We start from the raw sequence: 16,383 nt of genomic DNA, 5'->3' as shown, positions 1-16,383 counted from the left end.
GTTACTCGTTCTCCGCCGACGTTTTTGGCTCTTTCGCCACAACCTGAATACCCAGTTCGCTCAGAGATGCCGGATTAGCGAAGCTTGGCGCTTCGGTCATCAGACAAGCTGCCGCGGTGGTTTTCGGGAAGGCGATAACGTCACGGATGTTATCGGTGCCGGTCAGCAGCATGGTCAGACGGTCAAGACCGAATGCCAGACCCGCGTGCGGAGGCGTACCGTATTTCAGCGCGTCCAGCAGGAAGCCAAACTTCTCGCGCTGCTCTTGTTCGTTGATGCCGAGAATGCCGAACACGGTCTGCTGCATGTCACCACGGTGAATACGCACGGAACCGCCGCCCACTTCATAGCCGTTGATAACCATATCGTAGGCGTTTGCTACCGCGTCTTCCGGTGCCGCTTTCAGTTCTTCAGCGGTCATGTCTTTCGGCGACGTGAACGGGTGGTGCATTGCGGTCAGACCGCCTTCACCATCGTCTTCAAACATTGGGAAGTCGATAACCCACAGCGGTGCCCACATGTTTTCGTCGGTCAGGCTCAGGTCTTTACCCAGCTTCAGGCGCAGTGCGCCCATCGCGTCGGCAACCACTTTCTTGTTGTCAGCGCCGAAGAAGATCATGTCGCCGTCCTGCGCACCGGTGCGCTCAAGGATGGCTTCAATGATTTCTGGGGTCAGGAACTTAGCCACCGGGCTGGTGATACCTTCCACGCCTTTTGCACGTTCGGTCACTTTGATGTAAGCCAGGCCTTTCGCGCCGTAAATCTTCACGAAGTTGCCGTATTCATCAATCAGCTTACGAGTCAGCGCAGCACCACCCGGTACGCGCAGAGCCGCCACGCGACCTTTTGGATCGTTTGCCGGGCCGGAGAAGACCGCGAACTCAACGGACTTCAGCAAGTCAGCAACGTCAACCAGCTCCATTGGGTTACGCAGATCCGGTTTATCGGAACCGTAACGGCGTTCAGCTTCGGCGAAGGTCATAATCGGGAAGTCGCCCAGATCCACACCTTTGATTTCCAGCCACAGCTGACGCACCAGCGCTTCCATCACTTCACGCACCTGTGGTGCGGTCATGAAGGAGGTTTCGACGTCGATCTGGGTGAATTCAGGCTGACGGTCAGCGCGCAGGTCTTCGTCACGGAAGCATTTAACAATCTGATAGTAGCGGTCGAAGCCGGACATCATCAGCAGCTGTTTGAACAGCTGAGGAGACTGTGGCAGCGCGTAGAATTTACCTTTATGTACGCGAGACGGTACCAGGTAGTCGCGCGCGCCTTCCGGGGTCGCTTTGGTCAGCATCGGGGTTTCGATATCGAGGAAACCGTGATCGTCCATAAAGCGACGTACGAAGCTGGTGATTTTAGCGCGAGTTTTCAGGCGCTGAGCCATCTCTGGACGACGCAGGTCGAGGTAGCGGTACTTCAGACGCGCTTCTTCGGTGTTAACGTGGTTGGAGTCCAGCGGCAGTGATTCTGAACGGTTGATGATAACCAGGTCAGAAGCCAGAACTTCAATCGCACCGGTCGCCATATCCGCGTTGATGTTCTTTTCGTCACGCGCACGAACGGTGCCGGTAACCTGAATGCAGAACTCATTACGCAGTTCAGAGGCTAACTTCAAGGCATCCGCACGGTCCGGATCGAAGAACACCTGTACGATGCCTTCACGGTCGCGCATGTCGATAAAAATGAGGCTACCGAGATCACGACGGCGGTTGACCCAACCACACAGAGTCACCTGCTGCCCAACGTGGGACTGTCGAAGCTGTCCGCAATATTCTGTACGCATGAGATATCCCTTAACTTAGCCGTCGGCGGATTGTCGCCTGCCGTGCAGGCGTTACTGTCGCAGCTTTAGCTGAATGTCACTACTGGATGAAAAAAGGGGGCTATTATACTGGAAATTCTCGCTCGCGATAAGCCCGGAGCAGCTTATACGACTGTTTGCTGAACGCTTATTGCCTACGCTCACAAAAATTAACAATAATTATCAGTTCAATAACCTGGCGTCGATTGTAAGGTATGCCCCCGACAGCCCGTTTACAGAGGAACAACCATGCTGAATTTAGACGCCAAAAAAACCGCTCTTGTCGTTATTGACCTGCAGGAAGGCATTCTGCCGTTTGCCGGTGGCCCACATACCGCTGCTGACGTGGTGGCCCGTGCCGCCCGCCTGGTCGACAAATGCCGTGCCGCGTCCGCGCCAGTCGTGTTGGTTCGCGTAGGTTGGTCAGCTGACTTTGCAGACGCGTTGAAACAACCGGTTGATGCCCCCGCTCCGGCCAAAGCGCTGCCGGAAAACTGGTGGACCTATCCGGCTGAGCTCGGTAAACAGGACAGCGATATTGAAGTGACCAAACGTCAATGGGGCGCGTTCTACGGCACCGACCTCGAAGTGCAGCTGCGCCGTCGCGGCATCGACACCATTATTCTGTGCGGTATTTCCACCAACATCGGCGTGGAGTCCACCGCCCGTAACGCGTGGGAACTGGGCTTTAACCTGATTATTGCCGAAGATGCCTGCAGCGCGTTCAATAACGATCAGCACCAGAGCAGCCTCTCCTACATTTTCCCGCGCATTGCTCGCGTGCGCAGCACTGAAGAGATCCTTGCCGCCTTATGTTTTATCTTGGGCTTCCCCAATGGTCGCACCCGAAATGGGTGCGCCTTGGTATTACCAGCCTTGAAGAGTATGCCCGCCACTTTAACTGCGTGACGCGGTAATATTTTAAATCACTAAAGAACGCCCGAGAGCATATATTTCTTCAGTAGAATCAATTCATTACAATCATCACTTATATGAAATTCGGTAAAATTCATATGAGTTAAAATCTCCCAACCATGCCCCAAAGCAAGCATTTATGCCCCATCCCTGCCCCAAAAATCCTCCTTAAAAAGCTACGCGCCCACCGTTGATGCTGTATGAATAAACAGTGTAAATTGCATGGTAAATCATTGTTGTTTTGGAGGCGTTATGTTCGTTGAGTTGGTGTACGACAAACGAAATGTAGAAGGATTAACAGGTTCCAGAGAAATAATTCTGAATGAACTAACAAAGCGGGTGCACCTGATCTTTCCCGCTGCAGAGGTAAAGGTTAAGCCGATGCAGGCGAACGGCTTGAATAGCGATGCCAGCAAAAGTGATCGGAAAAAGCTGAATCGCATGCCGGAAGAGATGTTTGAAGAAGCCGATATGTTGTTGGTTTCGGATTAAACCTGTAAAGAGGACAAAGGTAATGCGGCCATTGGAGGCCCCTTTGTGCTGTGAGTTCAACCGATGGAAGCAGCATTTCTTGACACACATCTTATGATGTGGCCAGTTTTGTTGACCGTGCTCAAAAAAAACGGAAGTCCAATTGATACGCGCCTAACTAAAATCAGGGTTAACCATAACAAATGGGTATATGACGAAATGAACAAGTAGATGTAAATGCACCAACCGGCATTACAAACGAAGGTTGTATCTAATCCTGGGGGCAGGTCAGACACAGGTCACAGCGTCTTCAAATGTGAGGGTCGATCAAGTCAATGACACGTGCTAGAATTCAGACTTTTCTTAACTGACTAAATAATATATCAATTTAATGTTAAAACTCTTCGCAAAATATACATCAATTGGTGTTATCAATACACTCATTCACTGGGTTGTGTTTGCTGTTTGCATATATACGCTCCACACAGGACAGGCACTTGGCAACTTTTCAGGGTTCGTTGTTTCTGCGTCATTCAGCTTCTTCGCTAACGCCAAGTTCACATTTAAATCTTCAACCACCACAATGCGCTACTTGCTTTATGTGGGCTTCATGGGCTCGCTTAGTGGAGTTGTTGGCTGGTGTGCTGATATATCAGGCATGGCTCCTATCATCACGTTAATACTGTTCTCGGCCATCAGTCTTGTGTGCGGTTTTATTTATTCAAAATTCATTGTCTTTAGGGATGCGAAATGAAAATCTCTTTGGTTGTTCCAGTCTTTAATGAAGAAGATACAATTCCAATCTTCTATAAAACTGTCCGGAAGTTTGAAGGGCTTCAGCAGCATGAAGTCGAAATAGTCTTCATTAACGACGGCAGCAAAGACGCAACAGAATCCATCATCAACGCGCTTGCAATCGCCGATCCGCTTGTAGTTCCGCTGTCATTTACTCGAAATTTCGGTAAAGAGCCGGCCTTGTTTGCCGGTCTTGAGCACACATCAGGTGATGTAGTCATCCCGATAGATGTTGATCTACAGGACCCGATTGAAGTCATTCCTCTCCTAATAGAGAAGTGGCAGGCCGGCGCTGACGTGGTCCTCGCTAAACGCTCTGACCGTTCCAATGACGGCAGGCTGAAAAGAAAGTCTGCTGAGTGGTTTTATAAGCTGCATAACAAAATCAGCAGTCCAAAAATTGAAGAAAACGTTGGTGATTTTCGCCTGATGTCTCGTGCTGTAGTGGAAAACATCAAGTTATTACCAGAGCGCAACCTGTTCATGAAAGGTATTTTGAGCTGGGTCGGTGGCCACACTAATGTCGTCGAATATACTCGCGCAGAACGCATTGCTGGAAACACAAAGTTCAACGGATGGAAGCTCTGGAATCTTGCTGTTGAGGGCATTACCAGCTTTTCTACATTACCGCTCCGCATGTGGACTTACATCGGTCTTTTCGTTGCCGGTGCCGCATTCCTGTATGGCACATGGATGATTTGCGACACGTTAGCATTTGGTAATCCAGTCAGAGGCTATCCCTCTTTACTTATTTCTATGCTTTTCTTGGGAGGTATCCAGCTTATAGGCATTGGAATTCTTGGTGAATATATAGGAAGGATATATATGGAAGTTAAGAAAAGACCACGGTATTTACTTAAGGAGAAGAAAACAAAATGATTATTATTAGAGAGAAAAACCAAATTTTTCTAACGGTGTTGTTTTCTTTACTTTACTGCATCGGACTAATTATATCTGACATCAATTATTTAGATGATTATGGCAGATATTTATTAGGATACTCAGGTTTATCAGTCAATGGACGGCCTATTGCTGACTTGGCTTTAACAATTATAAATATGGGGTATCCATTACTAGACCTAACCCCTTTGTCATTAATAGCTTCAATTTTTGTAATGGCAGTTTCCGGGGTCATTATTGCAGATAGATTCTTCAGAAATGAAAAACCTATCGTAAGGTCCTTGGTTGCACTATTACTTATAGTAAACCCTTTCTTTATTGAAAATTTATCTTTTAAATACGACATATTCCCGATGTCTTTAAGTGTATTATCAATCTCATTGGCATTTTGTCATACAAAAAATCGTTTCATAAATCTTACATTGCCAGTGTTTTTAGTATTTATTTCACTTGGATTATATCAAGCCACGCTAGGAATGTTTGTTATATTTTCTATTATCGAATTAGCAGAGTCAACTTTAAATAACAAAGGAACTCATAAATCTAGATTTATTGAAGCTGCAACAAGAGCATTGCAGCTCTTTATAGCCTACCTATTATACAAGTTTATTATTGCGAATATATTTATTGCTGGCGATTATTCTATTAAACTTTCCAAAACCATTGCTATAAATTCTGATGGTTTTAAAATCCTTGTTGAAAATTTCCATAGATTTAACGGTTTCATTGGGAATTATATCGATTCAATCCCTGTTGCGATACTTTACTTTTATATGTTATTGCTAGTGGTAGCTGTTTATATAGTTGCAAAAGAATCATGGCGTTCATCTAAAAGCATTGTTAATATAATCACCCTAATAGGTTTACCTTTCCTTTTTTATTTCTTTTCATATGCAACTTTCCTTTTTTTAGAAAACGCATCAGTAACTTCGCGCGTAATGGTATCGTTTAGTGCAACTTTAATAGGCTTGTCTTTTTATTTTCTCACCGCAATAAAAAACCAGAAACTTAAATTATTCGCCCTTTTTCCATTTATTATGTTCAGCTATGTTTTGATGACAAGTTATGTTAACGCTTCATTAGCTCAGAATAAAAAAGACTTCCGTATCATTAACTCTATATACTATGATATTTCTCACCTTTCACCACAAGTAAAATACGTTAATTTCAGTGGGGTGGTAAGTCCTGCATCTCAAAAGGCACTATCATTGCTGAGATTTCCAATCTTAAAAGATCTTACAAAGTCTTATTTAGGTACTGACTGGAGTGCATATATGCTAAATTATTATGGGGTAAATGTTTCTAGAAAAGATTTCTCTTCAGAAGAAATTAGTGAAATATGCAGACAGAGAGCTATATCTACAACTCCTGACTACTCACTTCACGTTAGCGGTGAAAATATGATTATTTCATTTGACACTTTATGCAAATAAATAAATAAACCAGAACTGGCGCGGCTTAAGGATATATTAAGCCGCCGTCATGAGGTGTAGGAGTTCGGAGGTTCAAACCCTCACCCCGACACAAAACCATGTAAGAATCAGCATATTACACCTGTTGTTTTATGAGCGTTTTCTGAATGGAGAATAATAGGAACCACCCTACACAGAGCATCGACTTTGCTGTAAAATTTCAGCTCTTCACATCACCGGTCAATCGTCAAACTCTCCCGTTCTGGCATCGTTGATGATGTACGTAATTACTCAAAAAAACAGGATGCGACCCTGTATACCCCCCTTCATCTTCAGGTAGCTCTTCTCTTCGCCCATTTTCCAGGTTGATCAGATGTGGGGCCGGGTGCAGGCAATAACGCTTTATCCTGAATTCCCCTTCGATAGCACACACAAGCAGTGAACCATCGAATGGAGAAAGCGAAGAGTCGACCACCAGCAAAGCCCCTTGTAAAACTCCTTCCCGAAAATACGAGCACGCAGCTCGCATAAAGTAAGTCGCCGCTGGCTTACCGATAAGCAGCCTATCAAGAGAAATGCTTGTTTCGGCGAAATCAGCCGCTGGTGATGGAAATCCCATAATTGCGCCCTCACTTGAACACTGGATGAAAACACAGTATAAATACTGTATACATAACCAGTAAAGAGGGAGTTAATCATGTTTGTGGAACTCGTTTATGACAAAAGGAATTTTGATGGTTTGCCTGGTGCGAAGGACATCATTCTGGGTGAATTGAGCAAGAGGGTACACCGCATCTTCCCCGAAGCAGATATCCGGGTTAAGCCGATGATGACGCTGCCGGCGATCAATACAGATGCCAGTAAGCACGAGAAAGAGCAGATCAGCCGCACGGTGCAGGAGATGTTCGAAGAGGCCGAATTTTGGCTGGTTGCTGAATGATGGATAATATGATTATTTCTGGTATCAGGATCTATTTCCCAAAATCAGAAGAGCCCCTCCCCACCCCAGAAAAAGGCATGCAGACCTTTGCTATCAGGGATGCTGGGGAGGAGCAATTTAGCGTATTGGCGTTTATCAACTCGCGATGGATATCACCTGGTTTACCTCAGTGCGAAAGCATGGGTAAAGCTATTATGATGGTGGTTCGCCAGGGCAAAGCGCTGTGGCGTTAGGTTTGTGGGCGCGGCGGCCATTCGATATCGGGTGCGGCATCTGTTTTGATACGCATCAGCTGCACCCGGTACATCTCCCAGGCATCAAGTTCTGATTCTTCTTCAGCAGTGGCAATCCCTTTATCTACAGCATACTTTCGCCATGCAATCTCTTCTGCTGCCTCAGAGAGTAGTTGTGATTTTTTCTGTTCTGCTGAAGCAACGTCAGCCGCATGCTGAGCATCTGCATCCGTCACCCACTCAGATCCATTCCATTTGTCGTAGGAGGTTGCTGGAACCAGGAGAGTATAAGCATCATCAAGGGGGCCAAGCGTGCGAACGGTTTCCGTCGTGAGGTCGCTTTTCTTATAGGCCGTTTTACCACGCAGGTCTCCAACCTGAGCCCATGCTGAACCATCCCAGCATACCGCATACCCGTCGTCAGCAATTGGCGCAAGCGTCATCGTTGAAAATCCGGGAATACCCGTACCAACAAGGATACGCACGTCATACGTAGCAATATGCTCGCCAGTACCTGGCTCAAAGCCGCTCACCGCCACGGTATGCGTTTCTGTGGCGTTCCCGTTTACATCGAATAAATTTGTCACTATTTCGCCCTCACAATCATATTCCACGCCACGTTTTTACTTCTGACTTCAGTAATCGCCTGGTACTCAGTGCTACTTTTCGACGCATCCAGTACGATGCTAATCACGCCGCTATCTGTACCAGATTTCGCCGTTGAGGATACTCCTCCCGGTGTCCAGCCCAATGCTGCCCCCGTACTACCAGCGCCAAGAATACCCACCACGTTCTGAACCGTACCTGTAAGGTTTGGCGCGCCACTGCTCTGAGCTGACATCAATGCGCGTCCAGTATCAACGCCGCGAGCATTATCCCATCCGCGCACTCCATACCCTCGCATATCAGCAGGCAATACGTTTGTTGGATGGAGTTGAGACAGTAGCGGGTATTTAACCGGGTCGAAGGACTGAGCCATGTACGGGATATACTCCTGTCCCATATCAGGCCAGATTTCATGTGGCATTTTCTGAAGCGGCCATTCGATTAACTGACCGATTAGTGGTGCTCCATACTTCGTGTTTCCCAAACCAAGCTTTGAGAGAACGCCATCGGCATCAGTTTGCGCCAGAATTTCGCGGGCAAAAGCGGTAAGGTCAGTTAAGGAAGCAGCTTTCGGGCCAGTGAAATAAGGGAGTTTGTTAGCAGCACCTACCAGAGCGGCAAGCGCACCCATTGAATCAGTGTTTGCAGCAAACAGCAGCTTCAGCGCTTTGAGAACCTGACCACGGTCCGCTTTATCCAGGGTTAAGCCACCACCTTCGACCAATCCAGCGAGTTCCTCCTGAATGGAATCAAAGTAATCATCATCGAGGTCCGTCGCCGGAACGCCTGTTTGTGGGTTACCGCGGGTAAAACCATTCTTTCCCGCGCCGAATTTATCTTTCTGCGCAGTTGGTGTGTCAATGCGATGCATAATGTCTCCGATTACGGATATTTGAATACGACGTAGGTATGGGACGGGCAGAGCTTATTGATAACGCATTCAGCTACCGTGTCGCCCCAGTAACGGATAGGGGATTCGCAATCATCTGTGCATGTCATCCACGTTGCATCAGAGGTTGCTGGCATGTTCACCTGCCAGTAATAACGCCACTCCGTGGAGTACACAGCATCGGTACATGATGATGTGCATTTGAAGGGGCCCTGGTTGTAGCGGGTAATTGTTGCGCCAGATTTACCGAGTGCAGCCAGTTGATTAAGGTAAAAATCTTCGTTGATACCACCAATGAGGTTTACTTTTGCATCCAGCCGCTGCTGCCGCTGGCGTAATGTTTGCGTTCCGGCAGGGATGCATTCATCCGGAAGTCCGCAACACCGTTCCCAGCGATTGATAAGCTCAGAGGTTGTTCTAGGGTCGAGTTCCAGCATGAGATCGTCAGCACGCTGATGGGCACGAAGCAACGAAGGGGCGACACCTTTTATAGCAACATCATCAGATGACCATGCTGGACCCGGTGGCAAGAGAGCAGAAAGCAGCTGAACATAGTCATCTTCACTTATGCCCATGTAATGCTCCCCATGATAGCAAGTTCATTCTTCGCGATCGGCGTATCAACAGTAGGAGAAATTAGCTTATGGCTGTGTTCCCCTGCGGCAATAGAGATTGCTTCGTTGATGCGCGATAACTCAAGGGTGCCTTCTGGATAGCCGTCGCGCTGCAGGAATGAAAGCAACTCAGCCTTCACCGCTGCGCGGGTCGATTCGTTATCTGGGTTCAAATCGATCGTGAAATCGACGACCTTTTTCGTCGCCGTGAACAGATACAAATCCGAACCTGCTACAGGAGCAAGAGGTTCAATATGTGCCTGAGCTGCAGCGATGGTCGTAGCATCCAGTGTAGGGTCAATGAGGTCACTGCTTGCGACCATAACGCCTACGGTACCCGTTCCCATCCAATGCCTGTATGTCCAGGCGCGGGTGATACCAGCGACCTCTTTTGCCCAGATGACATAATCACCGTCAGCACCACCCTGAGGGGTCCAGTAGTAACGTTCCAGTACGCGTGAACGCCATTCTTCAATGTCTTCGATATCAAACCCGCCAATTACGGTATCAGCCAGGCCGCCAGATGGAAGGCCGTTCACTGGCGTAACGAGAGATAACGAAACCCCATCATCTGTATTCCCCGTTGAACCGGCGACACTACATGCGATCGGAGCTCGAAGAACGCCACCTGCACTGGTTGCATTAGCAAGAACGGTGTACTGCACCAGATCGTCACGCTGAATGACAGCGCCTGCATTCACAGTGAGATTGTCCGATACACCATCCCAGCGAATAAACCCTGAAGCAGCGACGGCCTGTTTCCGCGGGCAACGTTTCATCCCCGCATGGCGGTACAACCAATCCTCGTCGCACAGATCGGGTAACATGTTTCGCGCCAGGTAATCGATATAGCCGTAGACCGTATGCAGCGCCCCCGCATATACCTTCGCCCTGACATCCTCATCCATCCGACGTAATTCATCGTTGAGGTCGAGAAGAGCGAAAAGGTCGGTGCGGATCATGCTGATGTTTTCGGCCAGCGTAGGCCGCTGAAATTCACTGTCCGCCATTGGTGATCACACTCCATAAATCGCTAAAAGAAATGATTACGGGCCCGTCCCGCCGCCAGAGCACAACCTGATTGCTCAGTTCGTTGATTCCCGTTCGCTGAATGTCGATATCAATGCGTGAAACCACGCCGTCATCCAGCATCCACTGGAGAGCATCACGGAGATAGGTGCGCACCGTATTAACCAGGGAATTTGTGAGCTTGCTTCGTTGCAGGAGCCATAATTTTGAGCCATAGCGGTCATTTGCGACTGTGGGCCAGGTATCGCCCCACCATCCCATCGGCACATCAGCATTATCGTCGGGGTCTGCGCGGCGATGGGTGAAGAAAGAAATCACTACGGCGCGGGTCAGTGGGTCGAGTTGAGAACTGGCATTCACTCGCTTTCCGTTAACTGTCAGCCAGAGTTCCATCACGCCTCCATTTGTTTGTCAGGTGCATCAGTGTTATTGCCCTGCCCGTTTTCTTTGTGCCTGTGTCCGTTCGCATTGCTGACATTGTCAGGCCGCCAGAATCGCAGAGGTCTTTGATCTGCCCCGTTGATTCAATATCCATTTCAAAGCGGGCCTTCGGGGCATTTTTGAACGTAATAATTTTCCCGCCACCATCCACAACAATCCCGTTACGAGTCAGCGTGACTGATTGCCCCTGGTCATCGTAGAGAGCGACCTCCCCTGTTTTGAGTCCCTTGAGGCGATAGCGGCGGTCAGACACCGTGATAGCAATGGCGTGAGAACGGTCACCGTCGGGAAACAGAACAACAGCCTCTGCCCCGGACTTTGCGCAGGACGTGAAGCCATAGGGTTCAAGATGCTCAATCTTCGTCTTTTGCTGACCCGCCAGTAGCTCAACATCTATCATCTGGCACTTGGAAGCCGCGTTGATGCTCTTCACCACAGCGCGACCAATGAGTCCCAGCACCTGCCTCTGCAGGCTTTGAAATGCGCCCATCAGAACGGATCCTCTTTGACTTTGCGTTTTTTGCCACGCTTCTTGCTGTCCTCTTCAGGCTCGGGAAGGTAGGCATCAGGCGGCCCGATGCGTAGCTCGGTAATCGTGCCGTTGTTGTCTTTAGTGAATGACACCTCTGAAATGAGCAGTTCGCGGTTATTGAACCCACAGATTGGGTCATAGACGATGACTCGCTGGTTTGGCTGCCACAAAGAACCGTCACCCTGCCGCCAGCCCCACACCGTGTACGTGGTTTCATCAGTGCGAGCTGCGCGCTGCCGCGCTTCGAACGCAGCGCGTGCAATGCAGCTTGCTCCCGTAGCCTGCCCCGTCTGCTGTACCGCCATCGGGCGGTAGCGACCGATTGAGGCATCCGTTGTTTTTGCGCGAAGCGCCGTTGTCGTGGCCGCGCCAAAATCATCATCGTTCCCGGCGCGCTGACCAGATACCTGGTACGTTGAAAAACGTTCACGGATACTTTTTTCGGTATCGCAGGAAATTACGTTCTGGCCAAGAACCAGCGCCGTATTCGCTCGTCCGGAACCTATCCCACCTATTACAAGCCTGCCGCGTGGATCGTCGTATGCCAGCGCCTGCTGTTGTCCAAGCATCTTGTTCAGGACTTCAATAACCGTTTCACCGTGATCGGGCTGCACACCGGGAATAGCGCTACCCGGCGCACCAGCGTTTATCACCGTAATACCAAAAGGTCTGGCGAGCGCCGAGGCTACCTGAACGAGGGATTGTCCATTGAACTGAGTCGGCTCAGCGGCACAATCAATCAGATCGGCGGTAAGGCTGCGCCCGCTAATTCCGACACTAATTGAGTTGGCATCATAGCGAACCGGGGTGGCTTCAATCCAACCGGTAACCACCAGGTCATCACCAATGAGCACCTCGACTTTGTCGCCGTTTTTAACGCGAGGCTGAAGCGACGCAACACCATCACCACCAGGCCACTGTCGGGTAATCTCTACGCTGAAATCGCGCGCCAGCCGTTCAATACCTGCACCGATACGGATTGAGGTCCATCCCCCCCACTCACGCCCGTTTACACGAAGAGTTACGTTATCGTTCATCGGACAGGAACCCTCAGTGGAGACACCGGCACAAAGCCAGGATGAGCCACAGCATTACGTCTGACAATGTCGGACTCACGCGCAGCGTTATCAAACCAGGTCGCAGCCAGAACAAGCGCTGGCCTAACCTCATCAGGGGTTCTGATCACTGTTTTTTGAGTCTGAGTCAGGCGGTTTTTTATGTCGTTATTAAGGTCTGACTTCACGCGACGCAATGCCAGAAAGAGGCTGTCATCTGTGGTACGAGATAATTCTTTATCGATGGCAGTATTCAATGTGTCGCGGATATCGACCAGATCGTCCCAGGTAGGCACGTCTACAACGGTCGTTTCATCTGGCGCATTATTCAGCTCAGGATGCGTCACAGAAGGCCAGCCAGTAGATTGTTGGCTTTGCTCGCTTGCCGTGATAACTGGAGCAGGTAATGTCGTGACAGCATAAGCCGCTTCGCTTATTGCGGTTGTGCGAATGGCACTAGCAATATAATTACTTTGCTGCTTCTGGTTCTGCGTCGTCTTGCTATCGGTTTTCCATACACCGCGTGGGGCCAGATCGCTGCCCAAAGTAATGCCGGAGAAGTTTTTAATCATTGTGTACAGATCGCTGGCGTTTCCTGAAAGACGGTTTCCAGAACGCCACATTGTCTGCAACTGATCGATAAAACCTTTCCCGGAAGACGGCGGCGGGAGAAGAACGGAAATATCACCCTGCATCAACCTGGCGGCGGCAGAAATGCCAGAATCCACCATTGCCATTTTGTCAGAGACATAGCCAAGCATGCTGGTCGCATCGTCAATCACACCGCTCTGGACGAAATCAGGCATACCGTCCATGCCAAACTGGTCGAAGTTATCACTGATACAGTCATCAAGAGCAGAGCAGGAAGAAACCAGCGTGTTGGCCGTCGCGGTCCCAGATGTCGGATAAGTGAGTTCACCGGCCTCAACGAAGCGAAGATCGAAGCGCACCATGCGCCCTTCACTGCTCGATGAGCTCACGTTAATTTCGCCGTCGACGCAAACGCTCATCTCACCATATGCGGGATGAATAAGGGTTCCCGGCCCCGACTTATTGAGCGCCTCAATCAGTCTGTCACGTTGCTCATAGCAGTCATCCCCGACGACGTATGCAGAAAATTTAGGTCGGGATGTCGCTTTACCGAGGTCTTCGGTATAGGGCTTATCCCGGTTCACAAATTCATGTGTTTCGACACGACGCCCAGCGGTTAGACTTTCATCTTCAGTTTTGAATGGAACGCCACGAAACGATGCATCCACCAGCCGATCTTTCCACGCCATATAAACTCCGGGCAAAAAAAACCCGCCGAAGCGGGTTTGTTTAGAAATTAATAATAATCAGGATGGTTTAACTATTTTGCAATCAATCCATTTGATACCAGATTCGCCATTTTTATTAACGCCAGCTCTTGCTTTCCCATTCTTAAGGATATCAACAAAAAACTGCCCGCTTGCCATTTTGAAGATATAACTCATGCCAATAACTTCATCAGACATAAAGTTATCATCTGGCGACACAGTAACAATGGATGTCATTTGGGCTGGAGTTTCATCTGAGCCTTTGAAAACAAAAGCGCCAACAGACTTATTAATATCATAGGAGGCATTTGAAACAACAATTTTTCCACTGGCTGATTTAACCGGGCAATCAATATCAATTGATGCGTTTATCTCACCATTTCCATCAGCAGCCGTTTTAGTCTCATTAACAAATGAGGAAGCAAGACCATCTTTCGCAATTGCTAAGTGTGGTAAGGCCACCAGCAAGCCAACAACTAATAAATTGTATTTCATTTCCATTCCCTGTTTTGAGTGCTTACATTCACGCTAACCATCATACAAATGGCCTTATTGGTCAAGCGTGATCACCCACCCATACCAGTTATCCCAATTCTGGTGTAACCGACATCATGGTTTACATCGATGCCTGACGACTTCGTGCCGGTAACACTCATCCCGGCTGGAGAGTTCTTAAAGTCTACTGTCACTGTTGCTTCTGGCTTGCTCTGGTTTTTATTTATATTGTAAGGATTGTACTCTTGGTATGGTGTGCCTGAACCATACATCCCGTAACCACCTGCGCCGTAAGGTGAAGCATTCATACTAGCGCTGGCATTACTGGAACCATCAGTGAACCATTCAATGATCGGCTTTAATTTTTCCCACATATCCTGAAACCATTCTACTACAGGGCCCCAGTTATTAATAATCAGGCCTAAGGGAGTCCAGCCGAACACGGTTTTAAAAAGTTCCCAACCAGTAGTGAAGTAAGGCGATATAGCTTCCCACATATTTTTAAAGAATGGGCCGACAACATCCCAATTGGCAATTAATAACCCTGCAGCAAGTGCAATACCTCGGATAATTAATCCTATTGGCGAAGCGCTAGCGACGAACGACATAACTTTCAGAGCCATACTAGCTCCCGCCACTGCGACGCGGAGCGCCACAAAACCAGCAGCTGCGCCAAGCAACGCACGGACCATAGCTGGGTTTCGTGATACAAAATCCGTTGTTTTCTGGATGAGAGGCATTAGCCCAGCAGCGCTGGCATTAATCTGTGGTAATAGCGCATTACCAAGCGCCACGCCAGCATGCGTAGCCTGATTTCGTAAGAGTTGTAACCGGTTTGCTGTTGTTGCAGCACGGGCCTCATATTCTTTTTGCATTGAGCCGGTATACTGTGACGCGTCTCCAACCATATTGAAGTTCTTCTTCAGTAGGTCGAGGTTCGTTAGCAGCGGTGCAATAGCGCCAATAGACTCTTTTCCAAATAGTGCGTTCAGTGCTTTCGGCTGCCTGGCTTTATCCAGTTTCGAAATACTTTCGAGAACCTTCAGCATTGTGCCCTGGGCATCTTTTTGCATATCAGCGGCGAGCTTCTTGGAGTTAAACCCAAGGAACTGGAATGCTTCCTGCTGCTGTTTCGAGCCACCAGTAATTGCCAGCATGAAGTTCTTTATACCTGTAGCTGCAATTTCCTGCTCAACACCGACACCAGCTAAGGTGGCCCCTAACGCAGCAATTTGGCCTGACGCAATACCGGCTACCGCACCAAGTGGCCCGATACGGGTGACGATGTCAGATATTTGTTGAGCATTGGCTGCGCCATTGTTCGACAAGTAGTTAATTTTATCCGCAAGAGAAACAACCTCCCCTTGAGTCATTTTAAAGGATGTTCGCCACTTCGCCATCATGTCGCCAGATTGATCTGCAGACTGGTCAAAGGCGACCCCCATTTTCAGGGCGTCCTCAGCAAATTGCTTCAAATCTTCTCGCGCGATACCAGCCTGTCCACCGGCCGCCACCAATTTAGCAATATCGTTCGCTGCCATTGGCAGGCGATCCGACATTTTTAAGATGTCTTCCCCCATTTCAGCAAACTGCTTTGGCGTGTCAAAATCGACAACTTTGCGTACATCGGCCATCTGCGATTCAAAATCAATAGCAGCTTTCGCGCCTGCAATAAATGGAGCGGCAAATGCGCCGCCACCAATCAGATCACCGACAGAAAAATCGCCCAGGCCACTGGATTTAATACCTTTCTGAAAACCTTTAATTTTCTTCTGCATTGAAGACAACGCAGGAGAGAGTTTATCTACCCCAGTAATAAGGGCTTTCAGTTCGAATTCAGCCATTTTTATTTTCCTGAATTATGCGATTGGCCTGTTCTGCAAATAAGCCGAGCACTGAAAACGGTTCGTCAAGCATTTCAAGAGGATTGATGCGCCAATATTTGGCGCAA

General features: G+C 48.6%; 16 protein-coding genes and 4 pseudogenes. 8 read left to right on the top strand and 12 right to left on the bottom strand.

Translation table 11 applies throughout. The features are described from left to right. Position 1: 1 nt before the first annotated feature. Positions 2-1,789 carry an aspartate--tRNA ligase gene (gene aspS, locus MY052_RS09805; protein WP_035891713.1) on the bottom strand — a complete coding sequence of 596 codons (1,788 nt, stop codon included), beginning with the start codon at positions 1,787-1,789 and terminating at the stop codon, positions 2-4. 267 nt (positions 1,790-2,056) lie between these two features. On the opposite strand from aspS, the pseudogene MY052_RS09800 reads away from it, so the two are divergent. The 6 genes and pseudogenes from MY052_RS09800 to MY052_RS09775 form a co-directional block, all read left to right on the top strand. After that, positions 2,057-2,620, top strand: a pseudogene (locus MY052_RS09800) (hydrolase); the annotation flags it as partial. Next, positions 2,620-2,715: pseudogene (locus tag MY052_RS09795) on the top strand (DUF72 domain-containing protein); the annotation flags it as partial. The pseudogenes MY052_RS09800 and MY052_RS09795, both read left to right, overlap by 1 nt. 259 nt (positions 2,716-2,974) lie before the next feature. Then, a complete protein-coding gene (locus MY052_RS09790; RefSeq protein ID WP_248538708.1) occupies positions 2,975-3,214 on the top strand; it encodes a DinI-like family protein in 240 nt (79 codons plus the stop codon). A 370-nt stretch (positions 3,215-3,584) separates the two neighbouring features. Then, positions 3,585-3,947 (top strand): GtrA family protein, encoded by a 363-nt coding sequence (locus tag MY052_RS09785; RefSeq protein WP_248538707.1) that lies wholly within the window; start codon positions 3,585-3,587, stop codon positions 3,945-3,947. Beyond that, positions 3,944-4,867, top strand: coding sequence for a glycosyltransferase family 2 protein (locus tag MY052_RS09780; protein ID WP_248538706.1), 924 nt, complete (start codon positions 3,944-3,946; stop codon positions 4,865-4,867). The genes MY052_RS09785 and MY052_RS09780 overlap by 4 nt, the downstream gene beginning before the upstream one ends. After that, entirely contained in the window at positions 4,864-6,321 is a 1,458-nt protein-coding gene (locus MY052_RS09775; protein ID WP_248538705.1) for a glucosyltransferase domain-containing protein, read from the top strand. The genes MY052_RS09780 and MY052_RS09775 overlap by 4 nt, the downstream gene beginning before the upstream one ends. A gap of 219 nt (positions 6,322-6,540) precedes the next feature. Here MY052_RS09775 and MY052_RS09770 read toward each other — a convergent pair. Further along, a pseudogene (locus tag MY052_RS09770) lies at positions 6,541-6,919 on the bottom strand (HumD family translesion DNA polymerase). Positions 6,920-6,997: 78 nt separating this feature from the next. On the opposite strand from MY052_RS09770, the gene MY052_RS09765 reads away from it, so the two are divergent. Together MY052_RS09765 and MY052_RS09760 are read left to right on the top strand one after the other, a co-directional pair. Further along, positions 6,998-7,240 (top strand): DinI-like family protein, encoded by a 243-nt coding sequence (locus tag MY052_RS09765; RefSeq protein WP_248538704.1) that lies wholly within the window; start codon positions 6,998-7,000, stop codon positions 7,238-7,240. Continuing rightward, on the top strand, positions 7,237-7,473 hold the full coding sequence (locus MY052_RS09760) for a hypothetical protein (protein WP_248538703.1): 237 nt from the start codon (positions 7,237-7,239) through the stop codon (positions 7,471-7,473). Before MY052_RS09765 ends, MY052_RS09760 begins: the two co-directional genes overlap by 4 nt. On the opposite strand, the gene MY052_RS09755 is transcribed toward MY052_RS09760, so the two are convergent. From MY052_RS09755 to MY052_RS09710, 10 genes and pseudogenes are all read right to left on the bottom strand, one after another. Further along, positions 7,470-8,060: a tail fiber assembly protein gene (locus MY052_RS09755; RefSeq protein WP_248538702.1), complete on the bottom strand. Its 591-nt coding sequence runs from the start codon at positions 8,058-8,060 to the stop codon at positions 7,470-7,472. The two genes, MY052_RS09760 and MY052_RS09755, sit on opposite strands and share 4 nt — an antisense overlap. Beyond that, positions 8,060-8,950 carry a hypothetical protein gene (locus tag MY052_RS09750; protein ID WP_248538701.1) on the bottom strand — a complete coding sequence of 297 codons (891 nt, stop codon included), beginning with the start codon at positions 8,948-8,950 and terminating at the stop codon, positions 8,060-8,062. The genes MY052_RS09755 and MY052_RS09750 overlap by 1 nt, the downstream gene beginning before the upstream one ends. 11 nt (positions 8,951-8,961) lie before the next feature. After that, on the bottom strand, positions 8,962-9,543 hold the full coding sequence (locus MY052_RS09745; protein WP_248538700.1) for a YmfQ family protein: 582 nt from the start codon (positions 9,541-9,543) through the stop codon (positions 8,962-8,964). Then, on the bottom strand, positions 9,534-10,592 hold the full coding sequence (locus tag MY052_RS09740; protein WP_248538699.1) for a baseplate J/gp47 family protein: 1,059 nt from the start codon (positions 10,590-10,592) through the stop codon (positions 9,534-9,536). Before MY052_RS09740 ends, MY052_RS09745 begins: the two co-directional genes overlap by 10 nt. After that, on the bottom strand, positions 10,579-11,004 hold the full coding sequence (locus MY052_RS09735) for a phage GP46 family protein (protein WP_248538698.1): 426 nt from the start codon (positions 11,002-11,004) through the stop codon (positions 10,579-10,581). Before MY052_RS09735 ends, MY052_RS09740 begins: the two co-directional genes overlap by 14 nt. Next, positions 11,004-11,542 (bottom strand): annotated as a pseudogene (locus MY052_RS09730) (phage baseplate assembly protein V). The gene MY052_RS09735 and the pseudogene MY052_RS09730 overlap by 1 nt, the downstream one beginning before the upstream one ends. Beyond that, a complete protein-coding gene (locus MY052_RS09725) occupies positions 11,542-12,621 on the bottom strand; it encodes a phage baseplate assembly protein (RefSeq protein WP_248538697.1) in 1,080 nt (359 codons plus the stop codon). Before MY052_RS09725 ends, MY052_RS09730 begins: the two are co-directional and overlap by 1 nt. Continuing rightward, positions 12,618-13,919, bottom strand: coding sequence for a DNA circularization protein (locus MY052_RS09720; RefSeq protein ID WP_248538696.1), 1,302 nt, complete (start codon positions 13,917-13,919; stop codon positions 12,618-12,620). Before MY052_RS09720 ends, MY052_RS09725 begins: the two co-directional genes overlap by 4 nt. 57 nt (positions 13,920-13,976) lie before the next feature. Continuing rightward, positions 13,977-14,432: a hypothetical protein gene (locus MY052_RS09715; RefSeq protein ID WP_248538695.1), complete on the bottom strand. Its 456-nt coding sequence runs from the start codon at positions 14,430-14,432 to the stop codon at positions 13,977-13,979. A gap of 71 nt (positions 14,433-14,503) precedes the next feature. Continuing rightward, a complete protein-coding gene (locus MY052_RS09710; protein WP_248538694.1) occupies positions 14,504-16,276 on the bottom strand; it encodes a phage tail tape measure protein in 1,773 nt (590 codons plus the stop codon). Positions 16,277-16,383 lie beyond the last annotated feature (107 nt).

The sequence above is a fragment of the Kluyvera ascorbata genome (genome assembly GCF_023195735.1).
Taxonomy (GTDB): Bacteria; Pseudomonadota; Gammaproteobacteria; order Enterobacterales; family Enterobacteriaceae; genus Kluyvera; species Kluyvera ascorbata.
This window is presented reverse-complemented; position numbering and strand designations above follow the sequence as displayed.

Excerpts from the sequence above, each read along its gene's own strand:
- aspS (WP_035891713.1), bottom strand. The coding sequence starts at position 1,789 with ATGCGTACAGAATATTGCGGACAGCTTCGACAGTCCCACGTTGGGCAG.
- MY052_RS09790 (WP_248538708.1), top strand. The coding sequence starts at position 2,975 with ATGTTCGTTGAGTTGGTGTACGACAAACGAAATGTAGAAGGATTAACA.
- MY052_RS09785 (WP_248538707.1), top strand. The coding sequence starts at position 3,585 with ATGTTAAAACTCTTCGCAAAATATACATCAATTGGTGTTATCAATACA.
- MY052_RS09780 (WP_248538706.1), top strand. The coding sequence starts at position 3,944 with ATGAAAATCTCTTTGGTTGTTCCAGTCTTTAATGAAGAAGATACAATT.
- MY052_RS09775 (WP_248538705.1), top strand. The coding sequence starts at position 4,864 with ATGATTATTATTAGAGAGAAAAACCAAATTTTTCTAACGGTGTTGTTT.
- MY052_RS09765 (WP_248538704.1), top strand. The coding sequence starts at position 6,998 with ATGTTTGTGGAACTCGTTTATGACAAAAGGAATTTTGATGGTTTGCCT.
- MY052_RS09760 (WP_248538703.1), top strand. The coding sequence starts at position 7,237 with ATGATGGATAATATGATTATTTCTGGTATCAGGATCTATTTCCCAAAA.
- MY052_RS09750 (WP_248538701.1), bottom strand. The coding sequence starts at position 8,950 with ATGCATCGCATTGACACACCAACTGCGCAGAAAGATAAATTCGGCGCG.
- MY052_RS09745 (WP_248538700.1), bottom strand. The coding sequence starts at position 9,543 with ATGGGCATAAGTGAAGATGACTATGTTCAGCTGCTTTCTGCTCTCTTG.
- MY052_RS09740 (WP_248538699.1), bottom strand. The coding sequence starts at position 10,592 with ATGGCGGACAGTGAATTTCAGCGGCCTACGCTGGCCGAAAACATCAGC.
- MY052_RS09735 (WP_248538698.1), bottom strand. The coding sequence starts at position 11,004 with ATGGAACTCTGGCTGACAGTTAACGGAAAGCGAGTGAATGCCAGTTCT.
- MY052_RS09725 (WP_248538697.1), bottom strand. The coding sequence starts at position 12,621 with ATGAACGATAACGTAACTCTTCGTGTAAACGGGCGTGAGTGGGGGGGA.
- MY052_RS09720 (WP_248538696.1), bottom strand. The coding sequence starts at position 13,919 with ATGGCGTGGAAAGATCGGCTGGTGGATGCATCGTTTCGTGGCGTTCCA.
- MY052_RS09715 (WP_248538695.1), bottom strand. The coding sequence starts at position 14,432 with ATGAAATACAATTTATTAGTTGTTGGCTTGCTGGTGGCCTTACCACAC.
- MY052_RS09710 (WP_248538694.1), bottom strand. The coding sequence starts at position 16,276 with ATGGCTGAATTCGAACTGAAAGCCCTTATTACTGGGGTAGATAAACTC.